Annotated in this window: 27 protein-coding genes; 20 read left to right on the top strand and 7 right to left on the bottom strand. The window is 61.7% G+C overall.

Translation table 11 applies throughout. The features are described from left to right. Nucleotides 1-14 precede the first annotated feature (14 nt). Nucleotides 15-965: a cation diffusion facilitator family transporter gene (locus tag ACVW17_RS18190; RefSeq protein WP_456756466.1), complete on the bottom strand. Its 951-nt coding sequence runs from the start codon at nt 963-965 to the stop codon at nt 15-17. Nucleotides 966-1389: 424 nt separating this feature from the next. Between ACVW17_RS18190 and ACVW17_RS18185 the strand changes: the two genes are divergently transcribed. From ACVW17_RS18185 to ACVW17_RS18105, 17 genes are all read left to right on the top strand, one after another. Beyond that, nucleotides 1390-1914 (top strand): NADP-dependent oxidoreductase, encoded by a 525-nt coding sequence (locus ACVW17_RS18185; RefSeq protein WP_456753161.1) that lies wholly within the window; start codon nt 1390-1392, stop codon nt 1912-1914. Further along, nucleotides 1908-2324: a zinc-binding dehydrogenase gene (locus tag ACVW17_RS18180; protein ID WP_456753160.1), complete on the top strand. Its 417-nt coding sequence runs from the start codon at nt 1908-1910 to the stop codon at nt 2322-2324. The genes ACVW17_RS18185 and ACVW17_RS18180 overlap by 7 nt, the downstream gene beginning before the upstream one ends. Before the next feature lie 12 nt (nt 2325-2336). Beyond that, complete coding sequence (locus tag ACVW17_RS18175; protein WP_456753159.1) at nt 2337-2567, top strand: hypothetical protein; 231 nt, start codon at nt 2337-2339, stop codon at nt 2565-2567. Continuing rightward, nucleotides 2564-3538 carry a cupin domain-containing protein gene (locus tag ACVW17_RS18170; RefSeq protein WP_456753158.1) on the top strand — a complete coding sequence of 325 codons (975 nt, stop codon included), beginning with the start codon at nt 2564-2566 and terminating at the stop codon, nt 3536-3538. The genes ACVW17_RS18175 and ACVW17_RS18170 overlap by 4 nt, the downstream gene beginning before the upstream one ends. A 1479-nt stretch (nt 3539-5017) precedes the next feature. After that, the gene (locus tag ACVW17_RS18165; RefSeq protein ID WP_456753157.1) at nt 5018-6289 is read left to right on the top strand and encodes a DUF892 family protein; all 1272 of its coding nucleotides are present in this window, start codon (nt 5018-5020) and stop codon (nt 6287-6289) included. A 90-nt stretch (nt 6290-6379) separates the two neighbouring features. Further along, on the top strand, nt 6380-6502 hold the full coding sequence (locus ACVW17_RS18160) for a hypothetical protein (protein ID WP_456753156.1): 123 nt from the start codon (nt 6380-6382) through the stop codon (nt 6500-6502). An 82-nt stretch (nt 6503-6584) separates the two neighbouring features. Beyond that, a complete protein-coding gene (coxB, locus tag ACVW17_RS18155; protein WP_456797752.1) occupies nt 6585-7595 on the top strand; it encodes a cytochrome c oxidase subunit II in 1011 nt (336 codons plus the stop codon). Further along, nucleotides 7592-9505 (top strand): cytochrome c oxidase subunit I, encoded by a 1914-nt coding sequence (gene ctaD, locus ACVW17_RS18150; RefSeq protein WP_456753154.1) that lies wholly within the window; start codon nt 7592-7594, stop codon nt 9503-9505. Before coxB ends, ctaD begins: the two co-directional genes overlap by 4 nt. Beyond that, nucleotides 9502-10101 (top strand): cytochrome c oxidase subunit 3, encoded by a 600-nt coding sequence (locus ACVW17_RS18145; protein ID WP_456753153.1) that lies wholly within the window; start codon nt 9502-9504, stop codon nt 10099-10101. The genes ctaD and ACVW17_RS18145 overlap by 4 nt, the downstream gene beginning before the upstream one ends. Then, complete coding sequence (locus tag ACVW17_RS18140) at nt 10098-10451, top strand: hypothetical protein (RefSeq protein WP_456753152.1); 354 nt, start codon at nt 10098-10100, stop codon at nt 10449-10451. The genes ACVW17_RS18145 and ACVW17_RS18140 overlap by 4 nt, the downstream gene beginning before the upstream one ends. Continuing rightward, nucleotides 10439-11434, top strand: a complete 996-nt coding sequence (locus tag ACVW17_RS18135; RefSeq protein ID WP_456753151.1) for a cytochrome c oxidase assembly protein — start codon at nt 10439-10441, stop codon at nt 11432-11434. The genes ACVW17_RS18140 and ACVW17_RS18135 overlap by 13 nt, the downstream gene beginning before the upstream one ends. A 44-nt stretch (nt 11435-11478) precedes the next feature. Then, complete coding sequence (locus ACVW17_RS18130; RefSeq protein ID WP_456756465.1) at nt 11479-12222, top strand: heme-binding protein; 744 nt, start codon at nt 11479-11481, stop codon at nt 12220-12222. A gap of 151 nt (nt 12223-12373) precedes the next feature. Continuing rightward, nucleotides 12374-14170, top strand: a complete 1797-nt coding sequence (locus ACVW17_RS18125) for a PQQ-dependent dehydrogenase, methanol/ethanol family (protein ID WP_456756464.1) — start codon at nt 12374-12376, stop codon at nt 14168-14170. After that, on the top strand, nt 14154-14984 hold the full coding sequence (locus ACVW17_RS18120; RefSeq protein WP_456797751.1) for a substrate-binding domain-containing protein: 831 nt from the start codon (nt 14154-14156) through the stop codon (nt 14982-14984). Before ACVW17_RS18125 ends, ACVW17_RS18120 begins: the two co-directional genes overlap by 17 nt. 3 nt (nt 14985-14987) lie before the next feature. Next, nucleotides 14988-15611 carry a c-type cytochrome gene (locus ACVW17_RS18115; RefSeq protein WP_456753149.1) on the top strand — a complete coding sequence of 208 codons (624 nt, stop codon included), beginning with the start codon at nt 14988-14990 and terminating at the stop codon, nt 15609-15611. Between the two features lie 20 nt (nt 15612-15631). Further along, on the top strand, nt 15632-16021 hold the full coding sequence (locus ACVW17_RS18110; RefSeq protein WP_456753148.1) for a c-type cytochrome: 390 nt from the start codon (nt 15632-15634) through the stop codon (nt 16019-16021). Nucleotides 16022-16026: 5 nt separating this feature from the next. Continuing rightward, nucleotides 16027-16245 carry a hypothetical protein gene (locus ACVW17_RS18105; RefSeq protein ID WP_456753147.1) on the top strand — a complete coding sequence of 73 codons (219 nt, stop codon included), beginning with the start codon at nt 16027-16029 and terminating at the stop codon, nt 16243-16245. Nucleotides 16246-16327: 82 nt separating this feature from the next. Here ACVW17_RS18105 and ACVW17_RS18100 read toward each other — a convergent pair whose 3' ends face one another. Further along, complete coding sequence (locus tag ACVW17_RS18100; protein ID WP_456753146.1) at nt 16328-17185, bottom strand: SDR family oxidoreductase; 858 nt, start codon at nt 17183-17185, stop codon at nt 16328-16330. Nucleotides 17186-17304: 119 nt separating this feature from the next. On the opposite strand from ACVW17_RS18100, the gene ACVW17_RS18095 reads away from it, so the two are divergent. Next, nucleotides 17305-17625, top strand: a complete 321-nt coding sequence (locus ACVW17_RS18095; RefSeq protein ID WP_456753145.1) for a low affinity iron permease family protein — start codon at nt 17305-17307, stop codon at nt 17623-17625. 1285 nt (nt 17626-18910) lie between these two features. On the opposite strand, the gene ACVW17_RS18090 is transcribed toward ACVW17_RS18095, so the two are convergent. From ACVW17_RS18090 to ACVW17_RS18075, 4 genes are all read right to left on the bottom strand, one after another. Then, entirely contained in the window at nt 18911-19222 is a 312-nt protein-coding gene (locus ACVW17_RS18090; protein ID WP_456753144.1) for a DUF6894 family protein, read from the bottom strand. A 432-nt stretch (nt 19223-19654) separates the two neighbouring features. Beyond that, the gene (locus ACVW17_RS18085) at nt 19655-19990 is read right to left on the bottom strand and encodes a hypothetical protein (RefSeq protein WP_456753143.1); all 336 of its coding nucleotides are present in this window, start codon (nt 19988-19990) and stop codon (nt 19655-19657) included. 176 nt (nt 19991-20166) lie between these two features. After that, nucleotides 20167-20412, bottom strand: coding sequence for a DUF3551 domain-containing protein (locus tag ACVW17_RS18080; RefSeq protein WP_456753142.1), 246 nt, complete (start codon nt 20410-20412; stop codon nt 20167-20169). 259 nt (nt 20413-20671) lie between these two features. Then, nucleotides 20672-20980 carry an NUDIX hydrolase gene (locus ACVW17_RS18075; protein WP_456753141.1) on the bottom strand — a complete coding sequence of 103 codons (309 nt, stop codon included), beginning with the start codon at nt 20978-20980 and terminating at the stop codon, nt 20672-20674. Between the two features lie 322 nt (nt 20981-21302). Between ACVW17_RS18075 and ACVW17_RS18070 the strand changes: the two genes are divergently transcribed. Beyond that, nucleotides 21303-22679, top strand: coding sequence for an Nramp family divalent metal transporter (locus ACVW17_RS18070; RefSeq protein WP_456753140.1), 1377 nt, complete (start codon nt 21303-21305; stop codon nt 22677-22679). A gap of 98 nt (nt 22680-22777) precedes the next feature. Here the strand turns inward: ACVW17_RS18070 and ACVW17_RS18065 are convergent, their stop codons facing one another. Then, nucleotides 22778-23563 (bottom strand): SDR family NAD(P)-dependent oxidoreductase, encoded by a 786-nt coding sequence (locus tag ACVW17_RS18065; RefSeq protein WP_456753139.1) that lies wholly within the window; start codon nt 23561-23563, stop codon nt 22778-22780. A 155-nt stretch (nt 23564-23718) separates the two neighbouring features. Between ACVW17_RS18065 and ACVW17_RS18060 the strand changes: the two genes are divergently transcribed. Continuing rightward, nucleotides 23719-24894, top strand: coding sequence for a zinc-dependent alcohol dehydrogenase (locus ACVW17_RS18060; protein WP_456753138.1), 1176 nt, complete (start codon nt 23719-23721; stop codon nt 24892-24894). Nucleotides 24895-24905 lie beyond the last annotated feature (11 nt).

The raw sequence follows: 24905 nt of genomic DNA, 5'->3' as shown, positions 1-24905 counted from the left end.
CATGATGCAAGCGTTCATCTCCTCACTGTCCGCCGCTCCGTCCGAAGGGCGTGATACCTCGCGCTGGTCTGGGGTTTGATGAACAGAGCCGAGACGCTCGGGTGCTGTCTGCGGACCTCGTTTTCGATTGATATGACGCAACGCTCGATGTCGTCGGCGCGCTTGTCGTCCGCGAACTCGACGCTCAGCGCTGCGACGATCTCGGCCGGCGACAATTGCATAGTCATCAGCCCGTTGACTCGAAGGACGCCAGGTGACTGTCGCGCAATATCGAGGATGGACTGTGACAGTTCCGAATGAGCGGGCTCGCCGATCAGGAGGCTCTTGCTCTCCCTGGCGAGCCCGACCGACGCGACCCCGAGCAGAATTCCGATCAGGATCGAGCCAATGCCGTCCCAGACCGGCTGCGCCAGCAGCACTGCTGCGGCAGTCGCGGCAGCTGCAATCCCGATGCCGATCAGCGCAGCGCTGTCTTCGAGCAGCACCATGAAAGCGGGAGGGTCCTTGCTGCGGACGAAGGCCTCGTACCAGCCGAGCCGCGCGTCCGAACGAAAGCGGCGCAATGCAAAAAGCCAGGAAGCGCCCTCGAAAAGGAACGACAATCCGAGCACGACGAAGCTGACCGTGGGATCCTCAATCGGCTGGGGCGCGGTGACGTGGAGAGCGCCCTGATACAGCGATACGCCGGCGCCGAGCGCGAATATCAGCAGCGCAACGATGAAGCTCCAGAAATACAACTCGCGCCCATAGCCGAGCGGATGAGATTCGTCGGGCGGGCGGCTCGCGCGATGGTAGCCATAGAGCAACAGCACCTCATTGGTCGTGTCGACCAGTGAGTGTACAGCCTCGCTCAGCATCGCCGAGCTTCCGGTCCAGGCTGCGGCGCCCATCTTGGTGGCCGCGACGAGAACGTTACCGGCAAGTGCGGCATAAACGATGGTCTTCGATGATCGTTCTGCGGTCATATCTCCCGTCATTTTGGCTCGGATAGGCAAGAGCGGCGCCGACGGCGTCGTCGAGCAGTGCGTTGCGGCCGAGCTCCACATATTCAGCATCTGCTGTTGAAATTCGCCGTCTCCATCGAACTCGCGGCGCGAGCCTACGTATTGCTGTATGGCGGCGACGACGAAGGCATCGCGCTGATGCTGAAGGTGCGAGCGCGGGATCGACGAATTGACTCGTGTAGCAACACTCGAAAGCCTCACACAGCAGCTCAACCGGCATGATTTTGCGAACGTCCGGTTCCTACCGTACTGCCTCCTGGATTGCCGTATTCTGATCAATCGAGCTGCTTGCATCCAGTTCCTAACCGAGGCAACCGGCGCCTGGTGGACCGACGTCGATCAGCACCGAGATAGGAACTCGTGCCGGATTGAAGCGTCAGCCAACATGGCACAGTCTCTCAAAATCCGATTTCACCAATTCGGCGGCAACGATGCGCTTCGCGTCGACTGCGTCGAGCAATCAGCTCCCGATGCACGCCAGATCCTGGTCACCGTCCGGGCAGCAAGTGTCAACCCCGTCGATTTCAAGATCAGGTCTGGCAGATATCCGTCCGTCAAGGAGGATCGCCTCCCCTACACGCCAGGGCGGGACGTCGATGGCATCGTCGACAGCTGCGGCGCCCAGGTTACGAAATTTCGCCCCGGTGACGAAGTCTTTGGAATGGTCCCGGTGTTTGGCGGCGGTTACGCCGAACAGGTTGTCCTGGACGAACGAGCGGTGGCTTACAAACCTCGTGGGCTCGACCATCTCCATTCCGCCGCTATTCCACTCGCGGGCCAAACCGCCCATCAGGGGCTATTTCGGTACGGGAAGCTAAAGGCCGGAGAATCCATCCTGATCATGGCGGATCCGGCGGTGTCGGCCATTTCGCGATTCAATTTGCCAAGGCGAACGGGGCTCGCGTGCTGACGACCGTTTCAACGGAGCACGTCGATTTCGCGCGCTCGCTCGGAGCCGACAAGGTGATCGATTATAAGACGCAGCGCTTCGAAGAAATAGCGAAGGATCTCGATATGGTCTTCGACCTGATCGACGGAGAGACGCGCGAGCGGTCCTGGCCGCTTCTCAAAAGGGGAGGACGCCTGGTATCGACTTTGACCGAACCTTCACAGGATCAGGCCAAGGCTCACGGCGTGACGGCAATGCGTTACACCGTCGAGCCTGATGGCGACGAGCTCGCTGCTATCGGGGAACTGGCCGACAGCGGCAAGCTGAAGCCGCACATTCAGGCCACCTTCCCGCTTGAACTGGCAAGCCAGGCCCTGGAAACTCTGGAACGAGGTCACACGGCCGGCACGATCGTGCTGACGTGCGGCTGACGAGGGCGTGCCATGAACAATCCCGACCGAAGATATCTGCTGGCCGCCGCCGCGGTGCTCGGTGCCACGGCAGCAGCCTCAGCGCAGCAGCGCAATGAACCCGTGGTCGGCAACAAAGGCGCGCCGATCATCGGGCCGCGCAATCCAGAGCGCGCGCTGCAGAACCCGAACATTTTGCAACCGCCGCCCACCGACCATGGCTCAATGCCGAACTTAGCTTTTCTTTCGCTGACGCGCACGTGAAGATCCGCGAAGGCGGCTGGTCGCGCGAGGTCACTCAGCGGGAATTGAAGGTCGCGACCACGATGGCCGGGGTCAACATGCGCCTGACGTCGGGAGGCGTCCGCGAGCTGCACTGGCACAAGCAGGCCGAGTGGGCCTTTATGCTGGCTGGGCGAGCACGCGTCACGGCAGTTGATAACGACGGCCACAATTTCATCGCCGACGTCGCGGCTGGCGATCTCTGGTACTTCCCGTCCGGCATTCCGCACTCGATCCAGGGACTGCCGGATGAGGGTTGCGAATTCCTGCTGGCGTTCCCCGACGGCGAATTCTCCGAGGACAGTACCTTTGCAATCACGGATCTCTTCGCTCACAATGATCCCGAGGTGCTGGCCAAAACCCTCGCTATCGACAGGAAGGCGCTCGACCACATTCCCAAGCAGGAGCGCTTCATTTTCCAGGCAGAGCTACCGCCGCCCCTGCAGGATGACGCAGCGCGCGATCCCATCGGCGCGGTGCCGCTCGACATGGTGTTCCACCTCACTCAGCAGCCACCGACCCGATCACCTGGCGGGACTGTCCGCATTGCCGACGCCCGCAACTTCCCGATCTCGACCGACGTGGCCGCGGCACTCGTCGAGGTCAATCCAGGCCATATGCGTGAACTGCATTGGCATCCGAACGCCGATGAATGGCAATATTACATCTCAGGTCAGGCACGGATGACCGTGTTCGCCGCCGAAGCCAGGGCGCGGACGTTCGATTATCGCGCAGGCGACGTCGGTTACGTCCCGATGTCGAAGAGCCACTTCATCGAAAACACCGGCAGCGAGCCGCTGCGTTTCCTTGAACTGTTCAAGGCGCCCCGCTTTGTAGACGTTTCGCTCGCGCAATGGATGTCATTGACCCCGTCCGAGCTCGTCGCGGCACATCTGAACATCGATCGGGCCGTGATCGAGACATTGCGCAGGGACAAGCAGCCGGTCGTCTAGTATCCCGAATCCGACGTTCGCATCATTTGCCGCGGTTCGGAACGAACTTCGGATAAGGACACTAGCAAACCTATGATTCTAGTGTGCTTTATGAATGCGAAGTTCGTGAAAGCGGTCGCCGCGCGAAATCGCACGAACTTCCCATTCAGCACACTAGCAGGCGCAGGATCCAGATCCGCTCGCGCGGAGCCGTTGGGTCGCTTCGCCACACGAACCATCGCAATCCCGACCGAGGTCGACAATTGCGCTGCTGAGGAACGGCGCGCGGTTCAATGCGTCTCTTTCTGCAGAGGTGGCTCATGTCCCATTGGCGCTTCTTTGCGATGATCGCGGCCTCGACCGCTCTTCCTACCATGAGCGTGGCGCCCTGCCTCCACCTGCACGGACTGACGAGAGCACCGGCATCGAAACCACCAAAATTCCCCGCTGATTGTCACCGATTCAATGCCGGGCGATGAGTATCAGATGGCTGATCCAACCGAAGCCCCGGTTCACCCGGCAAGGAATTCAGTCACCTGCTCCGAACACCGATCGCACCGTCATCACGAAAATCCCGGACAGCACAGAAGAAATTGCGAACGCCGTCCAATCCGGTCGCGCGGTCCCGGCAACAATGCTCTCAAGCAACGCTTGCGGCCACCTCAGCATTCATCCCCCGGAAGCCGCATAAGATAGGCCAATCCGAAGCTCGCGAGTTCTTCGGCGTCACCGTCGCGCGTCTCCCAGCCTCCATGCAAATGACGCTCGAGGAGGCATCGGCGACGATCCGCGTCATCGATTCCGGAGTGGGTGGCGCGGAAAACGTGCCAGGCGGTATCGACCGCTGTCCGCAGTGTCACAGCATCCGCCATTCACAAAGCTCCGAGCGCAAGTCCTCCTGCCTCGGCAACTCGGCATCGCGGCAGAAGTTGCTAGTCTTTTTCCCGATCTGGATCGCGCCAGCCGCCGTTGGCTCGCGGAGTACCGCCCTGGCAAAACTCAGCGCCTATCGGGATGGGCAACCTTCCGAGAAATGGCCCTGCTTCGCTCGGCGTGGTAGACGTCCTGCAACGGATGCACGAAGGGGTCGTTCAGCGAGCTTCGGTTCGCTGCTGCTCAACAATGCGTCGCCCGGCCTCGGCAACATACCTCTCAGCCGGCTATAGATGATGGCGCTGCGTCTCGTGGTTGTACGATGAAGTTGGCTCGCCATGGCGAAGAGCTCCATCCTTTGTAGGCGGGAGCGTTCGGTCTGTCGGCCGCCGAGACCTTCGGCCAGAACCCTGCTCGGCGATGGCCGGACGATGCGCCGCGAGACCGTGGGTTGCTGGAAGGAACTCGTTTCACCTCCGGCGAGCCATGGGCGACACCTGCGTAGCAATACCGACAACAACGAGCGATCGCGATCCGGCCATGCATCTATCTTTGGCCTCCCATAGGAACGAACGCTGCGGCACCGCCGTTCGGACCCGATCCCCGCTCAGGAAGTTGAGGTTCTCAATGTATCACCACGTCAAAAAGCTGATGTTCACCGTTCGCGTCGACGAGCCCGACCCCCGCTTTGGCAACATGCTCCTCGAGCAGTTCGGCGGCGCAAACGGCGAACTCGCAGCAGCCATGCAATATTCCATTCAGGGTCTGAACTGCGAGGACCCGGACCGCAAGGACCTCCTGATGGACATTGGCACGGAGGAGCTCAGCCATCTGGAAGTGGTCGGCACGCTTGCCCGCATGCACCTCAAGCCCTCGAAATTCGACCGCCAGGCGGCCGAGGCGGATCCGCTGATCGCGATCGCGGGCGGCGGTGGGGTCAACCTGTTCAATTCACAAGGCAATGCCTGGACCGCCGACTATCTCAAGATCACCGGCGAACTGGACGTCGATCTGCGCAACAACATCGCCGCCGAGGCGCGCGCCAAGATCGACTATGAGCGGCTGATCAATTTCACCGACGATGCCGGCACCAAGGACGCATTGCAGTTTCTGATGACCCGCGAGATCACCCACATGAAGGCCTTCTCGCTGGCCCTGGAAAGCTTGAGCAAGCCGCCTTTCAGCATCGGCCGCATCGCGCCGACGCCCGGTCTGGTCAATCAGTACTTCAACGATTCGACCGGTACGGGCGACCATGGCGAGATCGACACTCGGGGGCCGTGGAACGAGGGGGGCGACTGGGTATTCACGGAGTCCCCGGCCATCCAGGCTGGCGAACCGGGTCCCGCCAGCTCCGTCGTCACGGAGAGCTCGCCGCCGGCCGATGAGGCTGGTCTCGGCGACCTCCTGATCGACGAACTTCGCGACATTCTCCACGCCGAAAAGCAATTGACGAAAGCGCTCCCAAAAATGGCGCAGGCAGCCCGCTACGACCAGCTGCGCGAGCTGTTCGAGCAGCACCTCGCCGAGACCGAAGCTCAGATCGAGCGCATCAACGAGTGCTTTGAGCTTCTCGGCAAGTCGGCCCGCCCCAAGCCGTGCAAGGGCATGATGGGCTTGATCGAAGAAGGAGAGGAAATCATTGGCGAAGGCGAAAAGAAGGAAAATGCCGCTGCCGACCTTGCGCTGATCGGCGCCGCGCAACGCGTCGAGCACTATGAGATGGCAGGCTATACCACAGCGCGCAATCTCGCCCAGCAACTTCGCCATAGCGCTATCGTCAGCCTCCTGTCCAAGTCACTGGCAGAGGAAGAAAACGCCGATCAGTTGCTGAATCAGGTGGCACGTTCGCTGATGTCGGTCGCGAAGATGCCCGCGGCGGTCGAGCCGGCGGAATAAGCCGGCACGCTGGTTTTTGCTCACGAGAGTACTGCGGCCGGGAGTCCGAGGAGCCCGGCCGAGGGATACTGAGGGAAGGGAGATCGCACGATGCTCGAAGGGCTGCGGGTGATGACCGAGCCGGGCGCGATCATCGCGACCTTGCTCGTGCTGCTGCTGTTGGCTGCGGCAGATGTCGCGATCGTCATCGCGACCAAGGGCTGGCCGGTGTGACGATCGGCATGCGCCGCGCCTGACATAGGAACCTTTGTAGCAGCCGGCGGTTCGCCCGGGCAACCATGCTCAATGAGTGCCCATGCCTGCCTGGGTCCGATCCGGCCTTCTCCTCTCCGTCGCGTTGCCGCTCGTTGCTTGTGCCGGCTCGCAGTCGGCACTTGACCCGCAAGCTCTCCAATCCGAGCAAATCCGTCACACATTCATCATCTTTCTTGCGGTGTCCGGGGCAGTCTGGAGTTGCGTCATTGCTGCTCTCGGGGTCGGCCTGCTGCGCCGAAATCGCATCATAGACGCGCCGCTCGAACTCCGCTTTTCCTTTGAGATGGGTGCCGGGCGCATCATTCTGGGGCTCGGCATTGCCACCACATTGATCGTGCTCGTCCTGTCTTTCGTAAGCTATGCCGGCCAACGCACCCTGTTTGCCACGAACCAGGAAGCCCTGAAGCTCAGGATTGTCGCTCATCAATGGTGGTGGGAGGTTCATTACGAGGCAGACAGCCCACACAACAGCTTCGCCACGGCAAACGAGATCCGCATTCCGGTCGGCAAGCCAGTCAAGGTGGAGCTCGAGTCGGCGGACGTCATCCACAGCTTCTGGGTGCCGAGCCTCACCGGCAAGATGGACCTGATCACTGGACAAACCAACGAAATCCAGTTTACGGCGAGAAATCCCGGCACCTATCGCGGCCAATGCGCGGAATTCTGCGGCTTGCAACACGCCCATATGGCGTTCGCGGCAATCGCGCTCCGGCCCGATGAATTCGAGCGTTGGCGCGAGCACGAGAACCAGAGCGCAACCAGCCCGACCGACACGCTAGCCAAGCAGGGAGAAGAGCTGTTTCGCGGCCGCGGATGCGCGTTGTGCCATGCCGTTCGCGGCACCCTGGCAGGCGGCCAATTGGGTCCTGACCTCACCCACGTGGGGAGCCGAACGACGATAGCGGCGGGCACGCTGCCGCAAACGCCGGCGGCGCTGGGAGCCTGGATTGCCGACCCGCAGCACATCAAGCCCGGCAATCTGATGCCGAGGATGCCGCTGCAATCGGGAGAACTGATCGCGATCATTCAGTATCTGGAGCAGCTCAAATGAGCATGGCCGTCGAGCAAAGAGAGCTGCGGGACGATGCCCTCCACGGGCTGCAACTTGCAACGCGACTGGAGCGCATCTGGCGGACGCCATCGGGACCGATCGGCGCGCTCATGTCGGTTGATCACAAGATTATCGGACGACGCTACATCGTGACGGCATTCGCCTTCCTGGTTCTCGGCGGACTCCTCGCGATCTTGATGCGTATTCAGCTGGCGGCTGCCGAGCAGCGTCTGCTTTCGCCGGACCTGTACAATCAGGTCTTCACGATGCACGGCTCGACGATGATGTTCCTGTTCGCCGTGCCGGTCATGGAAGCCTTCGCGGTTTACCTGGTGCCGCTCATGGTGGGCACGCGTAATATTGCTTTCCCGCGCCTCAACGCCTTCAGCTACTGGATGTTCTTGTTCGGCGGCTGTTTCCTCTGGATCTCCTTTGCATTCAACGTCGGTCCTGACGTCGGCTGGTTTGCCTACACGCCGCTTTCCAGTCTGCAGTTCACGCCAACCAAGCGCGCCGACGTATGGGCCCAGATGATCACCTTCACGGAAGTGGCAGCGCTCGCGGTTGCCGTCGAGATCATCGTCACCGTCTTCAAGCAGCGCGCCCCCGGAATGACGCTTGACCGCATCCCGCTCTTTGTCTGGGCGATGCTGGTTACGGCCTTCCTCGTAATGTTTGCGATGCCGTCGATCATGGTCGCATCCACCTCGCTCATCCTCGATCGGCTGGTCGGCACTCGCTTCTACGATCCTTCGTCAGGAGGCAATGTGCTGTTGTGGCAGCATTTGTTCTGGTTCTTCGGGCATCCGGAGGTCTATATCATCTTCATTCCGGCAACCGGCATGGTGTCGATGATCCTCGCCACCTTCGCGCGCCGGCCCGTGATCGGCTATCCCGCGATCGTTCTCTCGCTGATCGCGACGGGATTTCTGTCGTTCGGACTTTGGGTTCACCACATGTTCGTGACCGGGCTGCCCCAGCTCGGGGCCGGCCTGTTCACCGCGTCAAGCATGTTGATCGCCGTGCCGAGCGGCCTGCAGATATTCTGCTGGATCGCTACATTATGGGACGGCCGCCCGGTGTATCGGACGCCACTGCTGTTCGTGCTCGCGTTCATCGCGATCTTCGTGATTGGCGGACTCTCCGGCATCATGGTGGCGTCGGTACCGATCGATACCCAGGTGCACGACACTTATTTCGTCGTCGCCCACTTCCATTATGTCCTGATCGGCGGCGCCGTCTTCCCGCTCATTGGGGCTGTCTACTACTGGTTTCCGAAGATCTGCGGCCGGATGTTGAGCGAGCGGCTCGGCCGCTGGAACTTCTGGCTTGCCTTCTTTGGCTTCAATATCGCGTTTTTCCCAATGCATATTCTCGGCCTGATGGGGATGCCCCGTCGGGTCTACACCTACACGCCCGAAATGGGCTGGGATCGGCTGAATTTGCTGTCGAGCATCGGCGCCGCGATCTTCGCGCTCAGCTTTGCGGTGCTGCTCGCGAATGCGATCTACAGTCTCCGCAGGGGAATGCCGGCCAGCGACAACCCCTGGGATGCATCCACTCTGGAGTGGGCGACGGCATCTCCCCCGCCACCGCAGAACTTCGACCGTATTCCTGTCGTGACCCATCGCGATCCACTATGGGCCGACCCCGACACGTTGCCGGTCATCGCAGGCCTCAGCATGGAACGCCGCGAGGTGCTGCTGACGTCGCTCGCCGAGGCCGAGCCGCAAATACGTGAGGCGTCGCCGGAACCCAGCATTTGGCCGCTGCTCACCGCGATCGCGACGACGATTTTCTTCATCGGCTCGATCTTCACGCCGTGGGCCGTGTTGTGGGGAACGCCGCCGATGGCGATCGCCTTGATCGGCTGGTTCTGGCCGACCGGCAGCAAAGAGGACGAGGAATGAAGCAGATCGTCATCCGCAACGTCGGAGAACTGCCGACCTTTGGCTTCGGCCCGCAAAGCGGACCGTGGTGGGGCGCGATGAGCTTCATGGCGCTGGAAGGCATGGGCTTCGCCATTGCGATCGGCACCTATCTCTATCTCTATGCCGTCAACCCGAGTTGGCCGATCGGCGCTTCGCCGCCCGATCTCTGGCCCGGAACGGCGGAAACCATCGTCTTCCTGCTCAGCATCATCCCCAACCAGTATACCCATCGGGTCGCGCACCAGCAGGATCTCCAAAAAGTGCGCGTCTGGCTCGTCGTCATGTCGCTGATCGGCATCCTGCTCTTGATCCTGCGTGGCTTTGAGTTCGCCCACCTCAATACCCGCTGGGACAACTCCGCGTATGGCTCGGTGGTCTGGCTGATCCTGGGCCTGCACACCACGCATCTTGCGACCGACCTCGGCGATACGATCGTGCTCGCCGTCCTGATGTTCACGGCCCACGCCAAGCCACGCCGCTTCAGTGACGTGACCGACAACGTGTTCTACTGGAACTTTGTCGTGATCGCATGGCTGCCGCTCTATGTGTTGCTCGATTGGGTGCCACGGCTATGACCGACAATGAAGCCAATGCCAGATTGCTCTATTGGGCAGGCGTAGCGCTCGGGCCCATCGCCTGGGCCGCCAATCTGCAGGCCGTCTACGCCCTCGCCCATCTCGCATGCGAGAAGGCGAAGTGGGGCGGCATCGCCTTGAGCACGTTTCTGGTGCTCGCATCGCTGGCCGGCACCGTGATCTCGGCTCGCGCGGTGCGTCGCGGTGCCGGGACCGAATGGAGCGACGCCGCAGGCGGTGGTCCCAGAGCATTCATGGCCTGGCTCGGGGTGGGTACCGGCGTGCTGTTCGCGCTCGTCATCACCGATCAGCTTCTTGCCGCGCTCATGATCAGTCCATGTTTACGTTGAGCCTCTTGCTGCTTCCAGCGCTGCTGCCATCGTCTGCTTCGGCGCATGGACTGTCAGACGTATCGGACCCGACGGCGCTGTGGAGCTACGATCCTTGGTTGCTGGTCCCGCTCTATCTTGCGGGTATTGCATACTACGTCGGAACACAGCGGCTGTGGCGGAGCGCCGGCGGCGGACGCGGCGTTACATACCGGCGGGTGACAGCATTCTGGACCGGATGGCTGGTCGTGGCGCTTGCCTTGACCTCTCCGCTTCACTGGCTCGGCGAGCGGCTGTTCACGGCGCACATGATCGAGCATGAGCTCCTGATGCTGGTTGCCGCTCCGCTGATCGCCTATGCACGGACCAACGGCCCGCTGCTGTGGAGCTTGACGCCCTCGCTTCGGCGCGCCGGCCGCCTGCTGAGCACAGCTCCGTTGGCGACGATGTGGGCGTTTCTCGGTCACCCGGTCAGCGCAACCGCCCTGCACGGGCTGGCCTTGTGGATTTGGCACGCGCCACCGCTCTATACGCTTGCGCTTGAGAATATCGCGATCCATCGCCTCCAGCACCTCAGCTTCTTTGCCACGGCGCTGCTGTTCTGGTCGGTGCTGCTTTATGGACGCGGGAGAGGGCGCAGCGAGCGGATGCGTGACGGCATCGGCATCGGCTGTCTCTTCGTGACGGTTCTGCATTCCGGCGTGCTCGGCGCGTTGCTGACCTTATCGACGCGTGTCTGGGTGCCGACCCAGGGCGCGCTCGCCGGCGATTTCGGCCTGTCTCCGCTCGAGGATCAGCAACTGGCTGGAATCCTGATGTGGGTCCCGATGGGCATTCTCTATACCGGCGCGGCCCTGCTGTTCGCCTATCGCTGGCTGACCGTGCTCCAACCGGCGAGCGTCTCCGGCACGCTGCGCGATGCGCCCCGGCGGTTAGGAACGCGGCCTGCCGACGAGCGTTCGCAGGTGATCCCTACAACGTCTTCTCTCGTGGAGGATACGTGAACAAGCTTTGGACGGGGGCAGTAGCCTTATCAGTTGCCGGTCTCCTGCTCTCGAAACAGTCTGTTGCGCAAGATCCCTCCCAGGGTGCCGGCGCATCCTGTCCGGTCGATCACGACCACCTGGCCGATATCCTGAAGAAAAGCGTCAAGCCCTCGGGCGGGCCGAGCAATGGCGGGCTCGACAATCATGAATGGGCCGCGGTGGTCAACCGGCAGGGCGTTGTCTGCGCAGTTGCATTCAGCGGCAACAAGGCCGACGATCAATGGCCGGGCAGCCGCGCCATCGCCGCGGAGAAGGCCAACACCGCGAACGCGTTCAGCCTGAAGGACAAGGCGATGGCGACCGCGAATCTCTACACCGGAGCACAACCCGGCGGCTTTCTATTCGGTGCGGCGTCGAGTAATCCGCCAATTCCGGATACGATCTATGCGGGCCAGAGCCAGGATTTCGGGACGCAGCATGATCCGATGATCGGCAAGCCGATCGGCGGTGTCATCGTCTTCGGCGGCGGATTGCCGCTCTACGACGGCAACGGCATCGGGGGCGCGCTCGGCGTCAGCGGAGACAGTTCGTGTGCAGACCATAACGTCGCCTGGCGCGTGCGCCACCTGCTCGACCTCGATCATGTGCCTGCCGGCGTCAGTCCCAACATGAAGGACGCGATCATCTACGATATCGGACCGGACGGCAAAAGCCCCTCGGGCTTCGGTCATCCGAAGTGCAACGGCAAGGAAGACCAGATTGCGGTCGATCTCGGCGCGGGCGTGTCAGGAAACGTCGTGCGTTGAGCCACCCAAGCCATTTTTGGAACCAAGCCAAGGCGCAACGTTTGTACGTCGGTGACCGGAAATGCAACGCGGCACCCGGCCTCCATCGCCGTGGAGACTTTCACCTATGTTAAACACGAACGGTCGCCGCGCCTTGGTCGCAACGGCGAGCATGGTCTGCGCTGCCTGGACCTCATTTGCTTTCGCGCAAAGCGACCTGCAGAACCGAATGAGGGATCCCGGACAATGGCCGATGGCGGCGCGCGATTACGCCAACACGCGCTATAGCGGTCTCGATCAGATCAATGCGGGCAACGCATCGCGCCTGCAGCTCGCCTGGACTTTCTCGGTGGGAGCTGACCGCGGTCAGGAGGCGGCTCCGCTTGTCGTCGACAATACGATGTATGTGGTGGGTCCCTACGCAGGCCCTTATCCCAATCGCGTCTTCGCGCTGGATGCCACCACCGGAGAGCTGAAGTGGTCCTATGCCCCGAAGCCAGAGCCGGCGGCGGCCGGCGTTGCCTGCTGCGATGTGGTCAACCGCGGCCTCGCCTACGACAATGACAAGGTTTTCCTCAACACGCTCGACAACCATACCGTGGCCATCGATGCCAAGACGGGCAAGGAACTCTGGCATACGAAGCTCGGCGAAATCAACAAGGGCGAGACCATCACGATGGCGCCGATCGTCGCCAAGGGGAAGATCCTGGTCGGCAACAGCGGCGGCGAAATGGGTGTGCGTGGCTGGCTCACTGCGCTCGACGAGAGCACAGGCGCGATCTTCTGGCGCGCCTACTCCACCGGCCCGGACAAGGACGTGCTGATCGGCGACGACTTCAAGCCATTCTACGCCAATCTCAAGGACAAGGACCTTGGCGTGAAGAGCTGGCCGGCGGACCGCTGGCAGGTCGGCGGCGGCACCGTGTGGGGCTGGGTCTCCTACGACCCGGAGCTCAACCTCGTCTACTACGGAACCGCCAACCCGAGCCCCTGGAATGCCAATCAGCGCAGCGGCGACAATCTCTGGAGCAGCACGATCTTCGCGCGCGATGCGGACACCGGGCACGCCAAATGGGCCTATCAACTCAATCCCCATGACCTGTTCGATCACGACGAGATCAACGAGAACGTCTTGGTCGACCTCGCTATCAATGGGCAGACGCGCAAGGTGCTGATTCACCCCGGCCGCAACGGCTACATGTATGTCATCGACCGCAGCACGGGTGAGGTGATTTCCGCCGACGCCTATGAGCTCATCAACGCCTACAAGGGCGTCGACCTCAAGTCGGGACGGATCATACCGAACGAAGACAAGACGCCGCTGCTCGGCAAGACCATTGAGGATATCTGCCCGGCGTCGCCGGGCGCCAAGGATTGGCAGCCCACCGCCTGGTCGCCTCGAACCAAGCTGCTCTACGTTCCGCATCAACATCTCTGCATGAACTTCAAGGCGTCCCAGGTCGGCTACATCGCCGGCACGCCTTATGTCGGTGCCGACGTCGACATGTATGCCGGGCCCGGCGGCTATCGCGGCGAGTTCATGGCCTGGGACCCCGTTGCACGGAAGAAGGTCTGGGAGATTCACGAGCGTCTCCCGGTGTGGAGCGGCGCGCTCGTCACGGCCGGCGACGTCGCCTTCTACGGCACCATGGATCGGCTCTTCAAAGCTGTGGACGCGAAGGACGGTCACCTGCTTTGGCAGTTCCGCGCCGGCTCCGGCTTCATCGGCCAGCCCATCTCTTACCGCGGCTCCGATGGGCAGCAGTATATCGCGATCCTGTCCGGTGTCGGCGGCTGGCCCGGGGTGGTCGCGAACGCAGAGGTCGATGCCCGGGTGCGCAACAGCGCGCTGGGCTTCACGGGAGCCACCCAGGATTTGCCGTTCTACACCGCAGGCGGCAGCGAATTGCTCGTGTTCAAGCTCGGCGGCACAAATGGTCAGGACAACGGTCATGCGCCGGCTCGTTGAGTGTGTTTGCACGATCCTGGCCGTTACGCTCGGCACTGCCGCCGCGGCTACGGAGCAGGCTGGCGAGCTTCGCGTGTGTGCCGATCCGAACAATATGCCGTTCTCCAATCGCGCGGAGCAGGAGTTCGAGAACAGGCTCGCCGCCATGATGGCCGAACAATTCGGGATGCGGCTCTCCTACACCTGGTGGGCGCAGCGCCGCGGCTTCATCCGTAATACGCTCAGGGCCGGAAAATGCGACGTCGTGATCGGCGTTCCGGACCGCTTCGAAATGGCGGAGACGACGAAGCCGTATTACCGCTCGACCTACGTCTTCGTGACGCGGCGGGACCGGCATCTCGATGTCGCATCGCTGCTCGATCCGAAACTGCATCAGTTGAGGATCGGGGTTCACTTGATTGGCGATGACGGAAACAATGCGCCTCCGGCCGAGGCACTCGGCGAACAGGGCATCGTCGACAATGTTCGCGGCTACTCGATCTACGGCGACTATCGCGACGCCGATCCACCCGCGCGCCTGATCGAGGCGGTCGAAAGCGGCGAGATCGATGTCGCCGCAGCGTGGGGGCCGCTCGGCGGCTACTTCGCCAAAGGATCGCCAGTCAGACTCATGGTCACCCCGGTCCGGGACGGCGAACGATTTGCGCCGCAGCAGTTCCAGTTTTCGATTTCGATGGGCGTACGCAAGGGCGATCATGCGCTGCGAGACCGCCTCAATGAATTCATCGACGGGCATCGGCCGGAGATCACCTCGCTGCTGCGCAGCTACGGCGTCCCCTTGGTCGAGACGCAAACCTCCGCCGGAGGCGGTTAGCTGATGCGGACGGTCCTCGCACTTGGTGGATTCCTGCTTTTCGCGAGCAGCCAAGCCGCGATCGGCCAGCAGAGCCTGCCGCAATCGCAGGAAGCGCAAACGCCCACGGTCTCTCCGCGCCCGGATTTCGGACAAAGCGTCGGCAACGGCCGGCCTGGCGTGTTCATGCAGGTGCCCGTCAGCCACCTCTTTCCGGGCGCTCAGCCAAGCAACCCGACGATCAAGAACCCGATGCAGGGTGATCCGAAGGCCGAGCAGCGCGGCATGACCTATTTCGTCAACTTCAACTGCGTCGGCTGCCACGCCGCAAATGGCGGCGGTGGCATGGGCCCGTCACTCAGCAACAACATCTTCACTTACGGCTCGCAACCGGAAAACATCTACCTTTCCATCTACCAGGGACGGCCGAACGGCATGCCTGCCTGGGGCGCCGTATTGCCGGACACGGTGATCTGGGATCTGGTCACCTATATCGGCAAGATCAGCAACGAACCGAGCCGCCATTGGGGCCGCACATTCTCCGCGGAACCGTTGTCACCCGAGATCGAGCAGGTTCCGACCGAGCAGGTCTCGACCAGCGATCCTTGGTCCAGCACCAAGAAATTCAGTTCGGGTCAAAAGCCGTGAGCGCGCGATGGCAGCCCCCAATGGGCGGCAGGATCGCAATGTCGGCGCGCCGCTTGCTCGTTGTGCTTTGCCTTGGATCAGCCTTGACCGCGTACGGAAACATTGCCGCGTGGGGTGCCGAAAATTTCAATGGCAGTTCGCGCCGCGGTGCAGATCTCGTGAAACGGTACGGATGCGGTGGCTGCCACGAAATTCCTGGAATCGCTAACGCCGACGGAAATGTCGGCCCCTCGCTTCGACGAATCGCCACCAGGACATATATCGCCGGATTCATCCAGAACTCGCCCGAGAACATGACGTTCTGGGTTCAGGATCCGCAAAGAATGCTGCCCGGCAACGCCATGCCGAGCTCGGGTATTTCGCAGGACGATGCGAGCGATATCGCCGCATTCCTCTACACGTTGCGATAACGGCCATGGGTCAGCCCAATCCTGCGCCAGCGGTGTGGCACGAACTGGTTGCTCGCCTCGCGCATATCGACCGCCGAATGGTCGTGGCGGAAAGCATGTTTGTTGGCGGTTGGGCATTGATGTGGGCTTCGTCGCTTAAACTTATTCCCTTCATCCTGCCGGAAATCTGGCTCGCACTGATCATCCTCGGCCTTCTCGGCGCGAAGCCGAAAAGACCGAAATAGGTCACCCACGTCGAGGACATTCTCGCGCGCTGATGACTTCAGCCACGCCGATCGTCGCTTTCGGGCAGCAACGGCATCGCTCTCATATGAAGGGTTTGCCGCCGGTGACCGCCACCGTCGTCCCCGACGTGTAGCTCGAAAGCGGATCGGCGAGCATGACGTACGCGGTTGCGAGCTCGGCGGGTTGCCCTGCGCGCTTCATCGGCACTTGCTGGCCGAACGTCTTGACCGCCTCTTCCGGCATCGTGGATGGGATGAGCGGTGTCCAGATCGGACCCGGCGCGACCGCGTTGACCCGAATTCCCCTCGCTGCAAGCATTTGCGCAAGTCCGCCGGTGAAGTTCTGAATGGCGCCCTTTGTGGTCGCATAAGCCAACAGGATCGGGTTTGGCATATCGGAATTGACGGAAGCCGTATTGATGATCGCGGCTCCGGGCTTCATGTGAGGCACGGCCGCCTTGCTCAGGTAGAACATGGCGTGGATATTGGTTTCGAACGTGCGTTGCCACTCTTCATCGCTGATGTCGCCGATATCCTTGAATGTCGCCTGATGCGCAGCGTTGTTGACGAGAATGTCGATCCCGCCCAATTCATCCACGGCGCGGCGAACGATGCCGCGACAATGCTCGGCGTTGCGAACGTCACCGGAAATCAGCACGGCCTTGCGTCCCTCTCTTTCGACCAGGCTCTTGACCTCGGCAGCGTCCTCGTCCTCGTCGAGATAGGCAAGCACCAGATCCGCCCCCTCCCGCGCATAGGCGATCGCGACCGCACGTCCAATTCCGCTATCGCCGCCCGTGATGATCGCTTTGAAGCCGGTAAGCCGGCCGGATCCCCTGTAGCTCGCCTCGCCATGATCGGGCCTTGGGTCCATCTTGCTGGTCAAGCCCGGCATCGGTTGCTTCTGAGGGGGAAACGGCGACTTGGGAAAATCGGTCATGGCGCACTCCAAGATGGAATTGACCAACCGCGGGCTCCCCACGGTCGTTCCTGCATCCGTCCGCCGAATCCGATTCGGCGCCCATTGGAACCGCTCCAGCAAATCGACGTTCCCGCAGAATGTCTTTTGCATCAGCTAAAGGTTGGCTTACCACGCTAGGCACAGCAACGGCACGGCCCGCCGCCTTCGTCATCTTTGTGCTGTACTCGATCGCCTGGATTGCGTTTGGCAATGGCCTCGAATGGCATTCATTCGCCACACTGGCGACATGGGGCATGACACTGCTCATCCAACGAGCCGAGCATCGCGACACACAAGCCATTCACGCCAAGCTTGACGAACTATTAAGGGCGAGCGGACATCCGCGCCTGATGGAAGTCGACGACGAGGACGCGGAGGAAGTTGAACGGCAGCGCGAGCACGTCAGACGAAAACGCTGACGTTCGGGGCTTGGCGGAGCCCCAGTCTATTTCGTGCGCTTGCGAGCGCTGTTGCGTCGAACCTGCGCGCCCGCTGCTTGACTGCACAGCAGGGCAAATGGCCGATGCCAGGCTTCCGAAGCAGGTGATCCATTGGCTCGAGGGATGCAGGCAGTGCAGATTTCACCAGACCACGCGGATTGGCTCGAGGACGCCCGATCGCCGGTTTATCGCACCAACGTCCGACGCTATCGACGGCTCCGCACCGGTCCGGCGGTGCCCCGCCCGCCTGGGCCGCCGCTGACCGATTGCGCAACAGATCCCGAGCCGGCCTTCAAAACCGGCTCGGGCAAACTCCCTCAGCGTCCCCGGCGCTCCTTCGTGTCATTCATGGTTGCTCCGGGGTTCGCCGAGCGCGGGCTGCTCGAGGCACCCTGACCGGTAGCTGCCGCCGGAGAGTCACCGCCGCCTGCGCCGCCAGCCGAGCCTCCGGCGCCTGCACCGCCCGCGCCTGCGCCACCTGCACCCGCGCCGGCACCGCCACCGGCGCCGGCCCCGCCTCCGCCGGCACCGCCACCGCCCCCGCCGCCGCCTTGGGCGGTTGCTGCGGCTATTGACCCGAAGATGATTGCGGCTGCCAAAGCGATTTTCGCTACTTTCATTTGAGCGCTTCCTCTGTGTTGGACCAGAGCGAGCAACATCTCTCGGGTACCGACGTTCCTAAGAGCGCTTCCTTCAGCAGGATGTGTCGCAGCGGCGATGCGTCGCGGCGAGGGCTTCAAGCCTCGCGCGCTCTGATCACGAGACTGACTGCTCCCAACATTCCGGACGGGCCGATATCGGGCTCTCCAGCAGCTTCCTGTCCAAGAAAGGGGCTTGCTGCGCGGAGAACGATGGTTATCGACGGCAGCCGGCCACAGGAATACTCTCTCATCGAAGAGATGGCCTCGTCGCCTTCCTGAGATTCGTCTTCAACGCCAGGGTGACGCCCGATGGCCACTGGCAGATGCTGTCCGCTGCAGATTCCGGGCCAAATGCTCGATCTGGAAAGTCCTCACCTCAACGTCATGGACCATGAGCTTCTAGCACTCGCCCTGCATCCTGGGCTTCGTACCACACGATGCGCTACGCTGCCGGAACAGGCAGCGCCCAAACGTTGCGGACGCGTTGCGGCGCGAGACGATCGGCGCAACGATCTTCAGAGAATTGATCGTCAATGTAGGCACCGATCGGCGACCGAGCGCATGGCCCATCTTCTCATCGAGGGCCACAGCAGATTGCCAATCATTCACGCCCGACCGAACGTCTAGCTGGGCTCGATCTCGATGCGTTTGGCACGGACGTCGATCCTGAAGACCGGGGTATCTTCGCGCGTGACCACAACCGACCACTGGTTGGACTGGTCGAGATCCAGGTTAGAATCGATATCCCGAACGGTCATCACAGCAACCTCCCAGGCTGCCTCGTCGCTTGGCAGCTCCTCGCCTTCCGGGTCATAAAACGGGTGGCCATTTGAGATATGGAAGTAATATTTGCTCATCGAGATCAAACCATGTGCAGATGGCTCGTTCCTGCCGTGCAAATCAGACGCGGCCATACCAGACGCGACGCCATTCATGACTCTGGCACCGCACCACCCTGGCGCCAACGCGCATGACGTCGAAGCTTGCGGCGCTTCACATAGCATAAGGCGGGAACCGACTTCCGGTTGCAATACAGTGGGCGGCCTGAACCGCGCTGGCTGCTCGCGTGGAAGCAGTCCTGGCGTTTTACCGCGTTAAACGAGGGCCCTGTTCAGGATTCTGTGCTTGAGCCAGAAGGCCCGCTGTCGCCATCAATGTGGTGAGCCCTGACTCCTTGCAGGGGACGGCAGTATCATCGTGCTCGAATACGCCAACGCGGATCTGGTGATGAAGGCGGCCACAAAGATTATGCAAGAGACAGGACGCCGTGTCGTTGCGTGTGATGACCAAGCGAACGCGACCGGCACGGTTCGTCGCGTACAACCCCACACGGATCGCATCACCGGTCAGTGCATTCCCACCCTCTCCTATCTCTTCCGATCGGCCGACGGCCCGTCGATCGGTTTCCGAGGCGAATCAGCGGCCATCTCGGGAGATTTCTCCTCTGAGAACTCATGGCCCCGGAATGGATTCGCGGCTTCATCGTCATAACCGCGCCTGCTGCTGAAGAACATAAGCGCCATGAGGCCGCAACCAACGACGAGGGAGAAGAAAACTCCGAAGCCCATCGCCATCCATCCGGCACGAGTCATATCGGCTGAGCTTGCGGAATTCCAGCCGGCGACCGCAAGCATGATGGCGAGCACAAGCAATCCGATCAGCACCGCCAAGATGGCGACTTGTCCTCGACCAATGCAGGGCATGGCGATCTCCTTGCTGAGGGGCGAAGCTAGCTGCCGTCACCGCTCCATCACCCGCTGCGGCGCGTCTTCTCCGGCGTTCAGCGGCAGAGACGTCGAGCCCGTTTATCATCAGTCTCGCAAGCCGATCGAGGCCGAAGACGAGCTCCAGCTAATCCCGATCGGCCGAGACCAGAACATCAATACCGATCTCGATAGCGCGGACGCTGCTGACCGAACGCCGCGCGCGGGTTAACCCCGCATGTCACATTCCTTCCGGATGCCGATGCAAGACATTGGGCGCGCGTTTGGTACATGCAGTCGCCGGGATATCCGACGCCTCTTCCCTGCACGCACCATGGGTAGTCACGTGCATTGGCGACGGTGACGTTTGTCAGTCCTGAAATTGCAAGCGCCATGACCGCGATGAACAGATAGATACGCATGCTTGACTCTCTCGAGGCGATGCTCGTCCAACCGAGCAAAACGGCTCAAGTTCCTAACGGGTCGGCAGCCGAGTTCAGCGAGCCACGGCTTGAATAGGGATGGCGTCGAGCCTGACGCCCCGATGTGGCAGGCGCCCGACGGTCTCCCGCGCCCCTATTTGCGCCACTTGTTGCGCGCAAAGCGCGCGATCAACCGGCTCAGCTCAGATTTGTGGACCAGCGCTGCGGCCCGCTTTACCGGCAGCCATTTGGTTTCGCGTTACCCACGCTCGGGCCACCGAGGCTTTCGCGCGCGAACTTTCATCGGGAACAGCTGGACGTCGCAGGCAATCCTGCGCTTTCCCTTCCGGCTATTGTGACTGTAGCGGCCGATCGGCTTTCCTCGCACTCTACCCAGCACGCCCGCCTTCTCGAAGGCTTCGATCTCGGCGGTGCGCTGCGGCTTGCCGCGCTTCGGCCAACCCTTCGGGACCGACCACCGCTGCTTGCGCCCTGTCGTGATCAGCAGGATGCACAAGTCAGCCTTGCGTCGACGGAAAGGAAGAGCCGCGAATTGCTTGTTGCCCATGCGCGAAGACGGAAATGCCTGGTCAGCGTCGCTTACCGGGAGCGGAGTGCAGCGCCGCTTTACCAGCGCTCCGGAGCTCGTCGAGAGACGGCCGCCCATTGTGCACGGCTTGCAGCAACCCGAAAGCTACGCTGGTCCGCCGGCTCGTGTCGGACCGCGGCACATCTCCGCAGACCTCGTCAAGCACCGCGCGGAGCACTGCCGCCGTCTCGCTATCGAGCATCGCTGCCTCCCTGCCTTCACGGATAGACCTTGATGGTAGCGCGAGACTGCGGGAGATGATTTTAAGTATGTTAGGATAGCGTGCAGATTTCGATCCTATTTGCTGTTTGATTTCGATCGGCACCGTGAGGAACTTCGGGGCACCGCGCGCGCTGATCTCGGCGTGCCGACCGAACGTCGGCGGTCTAGATCCGGCTGTCCCGATTTGACTGACAACAGCGAGAAAACTCGCCCAAACTGGCGCCGCGCCCTCGGGCTCGGCATCGTGGCGGGCGCCGCCGACGACGATTGCTCTGCGATCGGGACCTATGCCAGTGCCGGCGCGCAGTTCGGACTCACGCTGCTCTGGATGGCGCCCGTCACGTTTCCGATGATGTTCTCGGTCGTCTATCTCTCCTCCAAACTGGGACAAGTCACCGGCAAAGGGCTATTCCAGGTCGTCCGAGAACGCTATCCGAAATGGCTGCTGTGGCCGATGCTGATCGGCGTGCTGATCGGAAACACCATTGAGGCCGCCGCCGACATTGCTGGCATGGCGGCCTGTCTGAACATCTTTGTGCCGATACCGCCGTTCCTGACCGAGATCGCGATCGCCGGCATCATCCTGCTGTTTCAGATGTTCGGCTCCTACGACTTCATCCGCAACGTGTTCAGATGGCTGGCGCTCTCGCTGTTTGCTTATGCCGGGTCAGCGATCCTCGCCAGGCCTGATCCGGCCGAGATCCTGCGCGGCACCTTCCTGCCCCATGTCGAACTGACCAGGGATTCTCTTTCGATCCTCGTCGCCATCATCGGAACCACGCTGTCGGCGTATCTCTATACCTGGCAATCCAACGTCGAGGTTGAAGAAAAAATTGCCGCCGGCAAGACCAGGACAGCCGAGCGACGCGGCGCGAGCGATGCCGAACTCGCACGCTCGCAGCGCGACATCGTCGTCGGAATGGTATTCTCGAATATTATCATGTACTTCATCATCCTATCGACCGGTGCGACACTGCATCAGGTCGGACAGACCAATATCGAGAGTGCGGCGCAAGCAGCGGAGGCACTTCGTCCATTGGCCGGCAGCGGTGCGACCGTGCTGTTCGCCACAGGGGTGATCGCGGTCGGCTTCCTGGCTGTTCCCGTGATGACGACCGGAGCCGCCTACGATCTCGCTCAAGCGATCGGCTGGAAAAGCAGCCTTCATGCGAGGCCTCGCGAAGCCAAGGCGTTCTATGCCTTGATCGCTGGCTTCACCACGCTCGCCGTCGTGCTGAACAGTTTCGGCATTAATCCCATGAAGGCTCTGGTCTATGCCGGCATCGTACAGGGCTTTTCGACGCCACCGCTGCTTTTGTTCATCGTGCTGCTCACCAACGATCGGGAGCTGATGGGAGATAAGACCAACAGCTTCTGGCTTAATCTGCTCAGCTGGGTCACCGTGGCCGCCATTTTCACGGCCAGCATCGGCCTCGTTGTATCCTGGTTGCTATAGGCGACAAGGCAAGACCTGCTCGCCGCAACCGCCTTGAAGAACCATCCTTGCGGAGATCGAGGCCGCCAGGCTGGTTCGGGCCGGCACTCAATAGGAGCTTACTTCTTGGCAGTTCCCGGCTCCGCCATCTTGCGGTGCTGCTTGGCAAGAAGGGCGGCGGGGGTAATGTCGGCAACTGCCGACTGCAGCTTATTTTTCAGGCCGGTGACGACGTCCCCCTCGCCCTTCATCATCGCATCGAAGCCGGCTCTGGCGACATCTGCGGCATCGTCCTTCTTCGTGGTGCCGACGCTAGTATCCATCATGTCAGCGCGGCGGAAAAATTCCGTCTCGGTCGCACCGGGCATCAGGCAGGTTACAGTGACGCGGGTATCGCGCAATTCTTCCCGGAGCGCAAAAGAGAATGAGTCGAGAAACGCCTTGGAGCCATTGTAGACAGCCTGGAAGCTGCCGGGGATGAAGCCGGCGATTGAGCCGGTGATCAGGATGCGGCCGGAATCCCGGCGGCGCATCTCGTTGCCGACGCAATGGAGGAGATAGACCGTTCCGGTGATATTAGTGTCGATGACCCGCCGGATGCCGTTGAAATCCTGGTCCAGGAAAGCGCGACCGAGACCGACGCCGGCATTCGCCAGCAGAGCGTCGACCGGACGGCCCTGCGTGGCGGCACAGAGACGATCGACCCCTTCCGTCGTCGAGAGATCCGCCAGCACTGCATCCACCTGTCCACCGAATCCCCGCAGCTCAGCAGCCGCCGTTTCGATCGCGTTCTCATCGGCGGCTATCAGGAGATCGAAGCCCGCCTGCGCGCAGCATCGGGCAAGTTCCAGGCCGATACCGGTGGATGCGCCGGTGACGATAGCAAATTGACGTGCGGCTGACATGAGCAATCCTCGAACAAATGAGTTGCTCGCTCAAATCGCCGACAGTCGGCTTGTTCCTATCCGTCCCTTCCATCACCGGCTGCAAAACTTCTCGAGCGCTAGCAACCAACTTTGTCGGTTCGACTTGAAATTCATCATTCAGGCCGGAGGCAGAGATGAAGGCGCTGGTTTGGCACGGCAAGGAAGATATTCGCTGCGACGAGGTCACCGATCCGCGGATCGAGGATCCGCGCGACGCCATCATCAGGGTCACGAGCTGCGCGATCTGCGGCTCCGACCTGCACCTGTTCCACAACTTCATCCCCGGCATGCTGCCCGGCGACATCATGGGCCACGAGACGATGGGTGAGGTCGTCGAGACCGGTGACGCGGTGGACGGCAAGCTGAAAAAAGGCGATCGCGTCGTGGTGCCCTTCACCATCATCTGCGGCCAATGCGAGCAATGCAAACGCGGCAATTTCTCCGTATGCGAGACCACCAACCGCAAGCGGCATCTGGCGGAAAAGGTGTTTGGCCACACCACGGCGGGACTGTTCGGCTACACGCACCTGACCGGCGGCTATCCGGGCGGCCAAGCGGAATACCTCCGCATTCCCTTTGCCGACACCACGCACATCAAGATTCCCGAGAGCCTCTCAGACGAACAGGTACTGTTCCTCAGCGATATCTTCCCGACCGGCTGGCAGGCCGCAGCGCAGTGCGACATCGAGCCGACCGATACGGTTGCGATTTGGGGCTGCGGTCCCGTTGGCCAAATGGCGATCCGCAGCGCGATCCTGCTCGGCGCCAACCAGGTAATCGCGATCGATTGCGTGCCGGAGCGGCTCAGCATGGCCGAGGCCGGCGGCGCGACCATTGTCGACTTCAAGGCCGAAAGCGTGATGGATCGATTGCAGGAGCTGACCGACGGCCGCGGTCCGGACAAGTGCATCGATGCAACTGGCATGGAATCCCACGTGATGCCGTCGCAGCCGGACACAATCCTCGATCGCGCCAAGCAGATGCTGATGCTGGAGAGCGATCGTCCCCATGTTTTGCGCGAGATGATCTATCTCTGCCGGCCGGGCGGCGTGATCTCGATTCCCGGTGTCTATAGCGGCTTCTCGGACAAGATCCCGATGGGAGCCCTGATGAACAAGGGGCTCACGGTCCGCACCGGTCAGACCCATGTCAGCCGCTGGACCGACGATCTGCTGCGCCGCATCGCCGACGGCGAGATCGACCCGTCCTTCGTCATTACCCACATCGTCGACCTCGAGCACGGACCCGAGATGTACAGGCTCTTCCGTGACAAGCAGGACAGCTGCGTCAAGGTCGTGCTGAAGCCCTGAACCCAAAGCGA

It is taken from the genome of Bradyrhizobium sp. USDA 4473 (assembly GCF_054063335.1).
This window is presented reverse-complemented; position numbering and strand designations above follow the sequence as displayed.

Coding starts and splice junctions, on each gene's coding strand:
- ACVW17_RS18190 (WP_456756466.1), bottom strand. CDS start 965: ATGACCGCAGAACGATCATCGAAGACCATCGTTTATGCCGCACTTGCC.
- ACVW17_RS18185 (WP_456753161.1), top strand. CDS start 1,390: ATGGCACAGTCTCTCAAAATCCGATTTCACCAATTCGGCGGCAACGAT.
- ACVW17_RS18175 (WP_456753159.1), top strand. CDS start 2,337: ATGAACAATCCCGACCGAAGATATCTGCTGGCCGCCGCCGCGGTGCTC.
- ACVW17_RS18165 (WP_456753157.1), top strand. CDS start 5,018: ATGTATCACCACGTCAAAAAGCTGATGTTCACCGTTCGCGTCGACGAG.
- ACVW17_RS18160 (WP_456753156.1), top strand. CDS start 6,380: ATGCTCGAAGGGCTGCGGGTGATGACCGAGCCGGGCGCGATCATCGCG.
- coxB (WP_456797752.1), top strand. CDS start 6,585: ATGCCTGCCTGGGTCCGATCCGGCCTTCTCCTCTCCGTCGCGTTGCCG.
- ctaD (WP_456753154.1), top strand. CDS start 7,592: ATGAGCATGGCCGTCGAGCAAAGAGAGCTGCGGGACGATGCCCTCCAC.
- ACVW17_RS18145 (WP_456753153.1), top strand. CDS start 9,502: ATGAAGCAGATCGTCATCCGCAACGTCGGAGAACTGCCGACCTTTGGC.
- ACVW17_RS18140 (WP_456753152.1), top strand. CDS start 10,098: ATGACCGACAATGAAGCCAATGCCAGATTGCTCTATTGGGCAGGCGTA.
- ACVW17_RS18135 (WP_456753151.1), top strand. CDS start 10,439: ATGTTTACGTTGAGCCTCTTGCTGCTTCCAGCGCTGCTGCCATCGTCT.
- ACVW17_RS18125 (WP_456756464.1), top strand. CDS start 12,374: ATGGTCTGCGCTGCCTGGACCTCATTTGCTTTCGCGCAAAGCGACCTG.
- ACVW17_RS18120 (WP_456797751.1), top strand. CDS start 14,154: ATGCGCCGGCTCGTTGAGTGTGTTTGCACGATCCTGGCCGTTACGCTC.
- ACVW17_RS18115 (WP_456753149.1), top strand. CDS start 14,988: ATGCGGACGGTCCTCGCACTTGGTGGATTCCTGCTTTTCGCGAGCAGC.
- ACVW17_RS18110 (WP_456753148.1), top strand. CDS start 15,632: ATGGGCGGCAGGATCGCAATGTCGGCGCGCCGCTTGCTCGTTGTGCTT.
- ACVW17_RS18105 (WP_456753147.1), top strand. CDS start 16,027: ATGGGTCAGCCCAATCCTGCGCCAGCGGTGTGGCACGAACTGGTTGCT.
- ACVW17_RS18100 (WP_456753146.1), bottom strand. CDS start 17,185: ATGACCGATTTTCCCAAGTCGCCGTTTCCCCCTCAGAAGCAACCGATG.
- ACVW17_RS18095 (WP_456753145.1), top strand. CDS start 17,305: ATGTCTTTTGCATCAGCTAAAGGTTGGCTTACCACGCTAGGCACAGCA.
- ACVW17_RS18090 (WP_456753144.1), bottom strand. CDS start 19,222: ATGAATGGCGTCGCGTCTGGTATGGCCGCGTCTGATTTGCACGGCAGG.
- ACVW17_RS18085 (WP_456753143.1), bottom strand. CDS start 19,990: ATGCCCTGCATTGGTCGAGGACAAGTCGCCATCTTGGCGGTGCTGATC.
- ACVW17_RS18080 (WP_456753142.1), bottom strand. CDS start 20,412: ATGCGTATCTATCTGTTCATCGCGGTCATGGCGCTTGCAATTTCAGGA.
- ACVW17_RS18075 (WP_456753141.1), bottom strand. CDS start 20,980: ATGGGCAACAAGCAATTCGCGGCTCTTCCTTTCCGTCGACGCAAGGCT.
- ACVW17_RS18065 (WP_456753139.1), bottom strand. CDS start 23,563: ATGTCAGCCGCACGTCAATTTGCTATCGTCACCGGCGCATCCACCGGT.
- ACVW17_RS18060 (WP_456753138.1), top strand. CDS start 23,719: ATGAAGGCGCTGGTTTGGCACGGCAAGGAAGATATTCGCTGCGACGAG.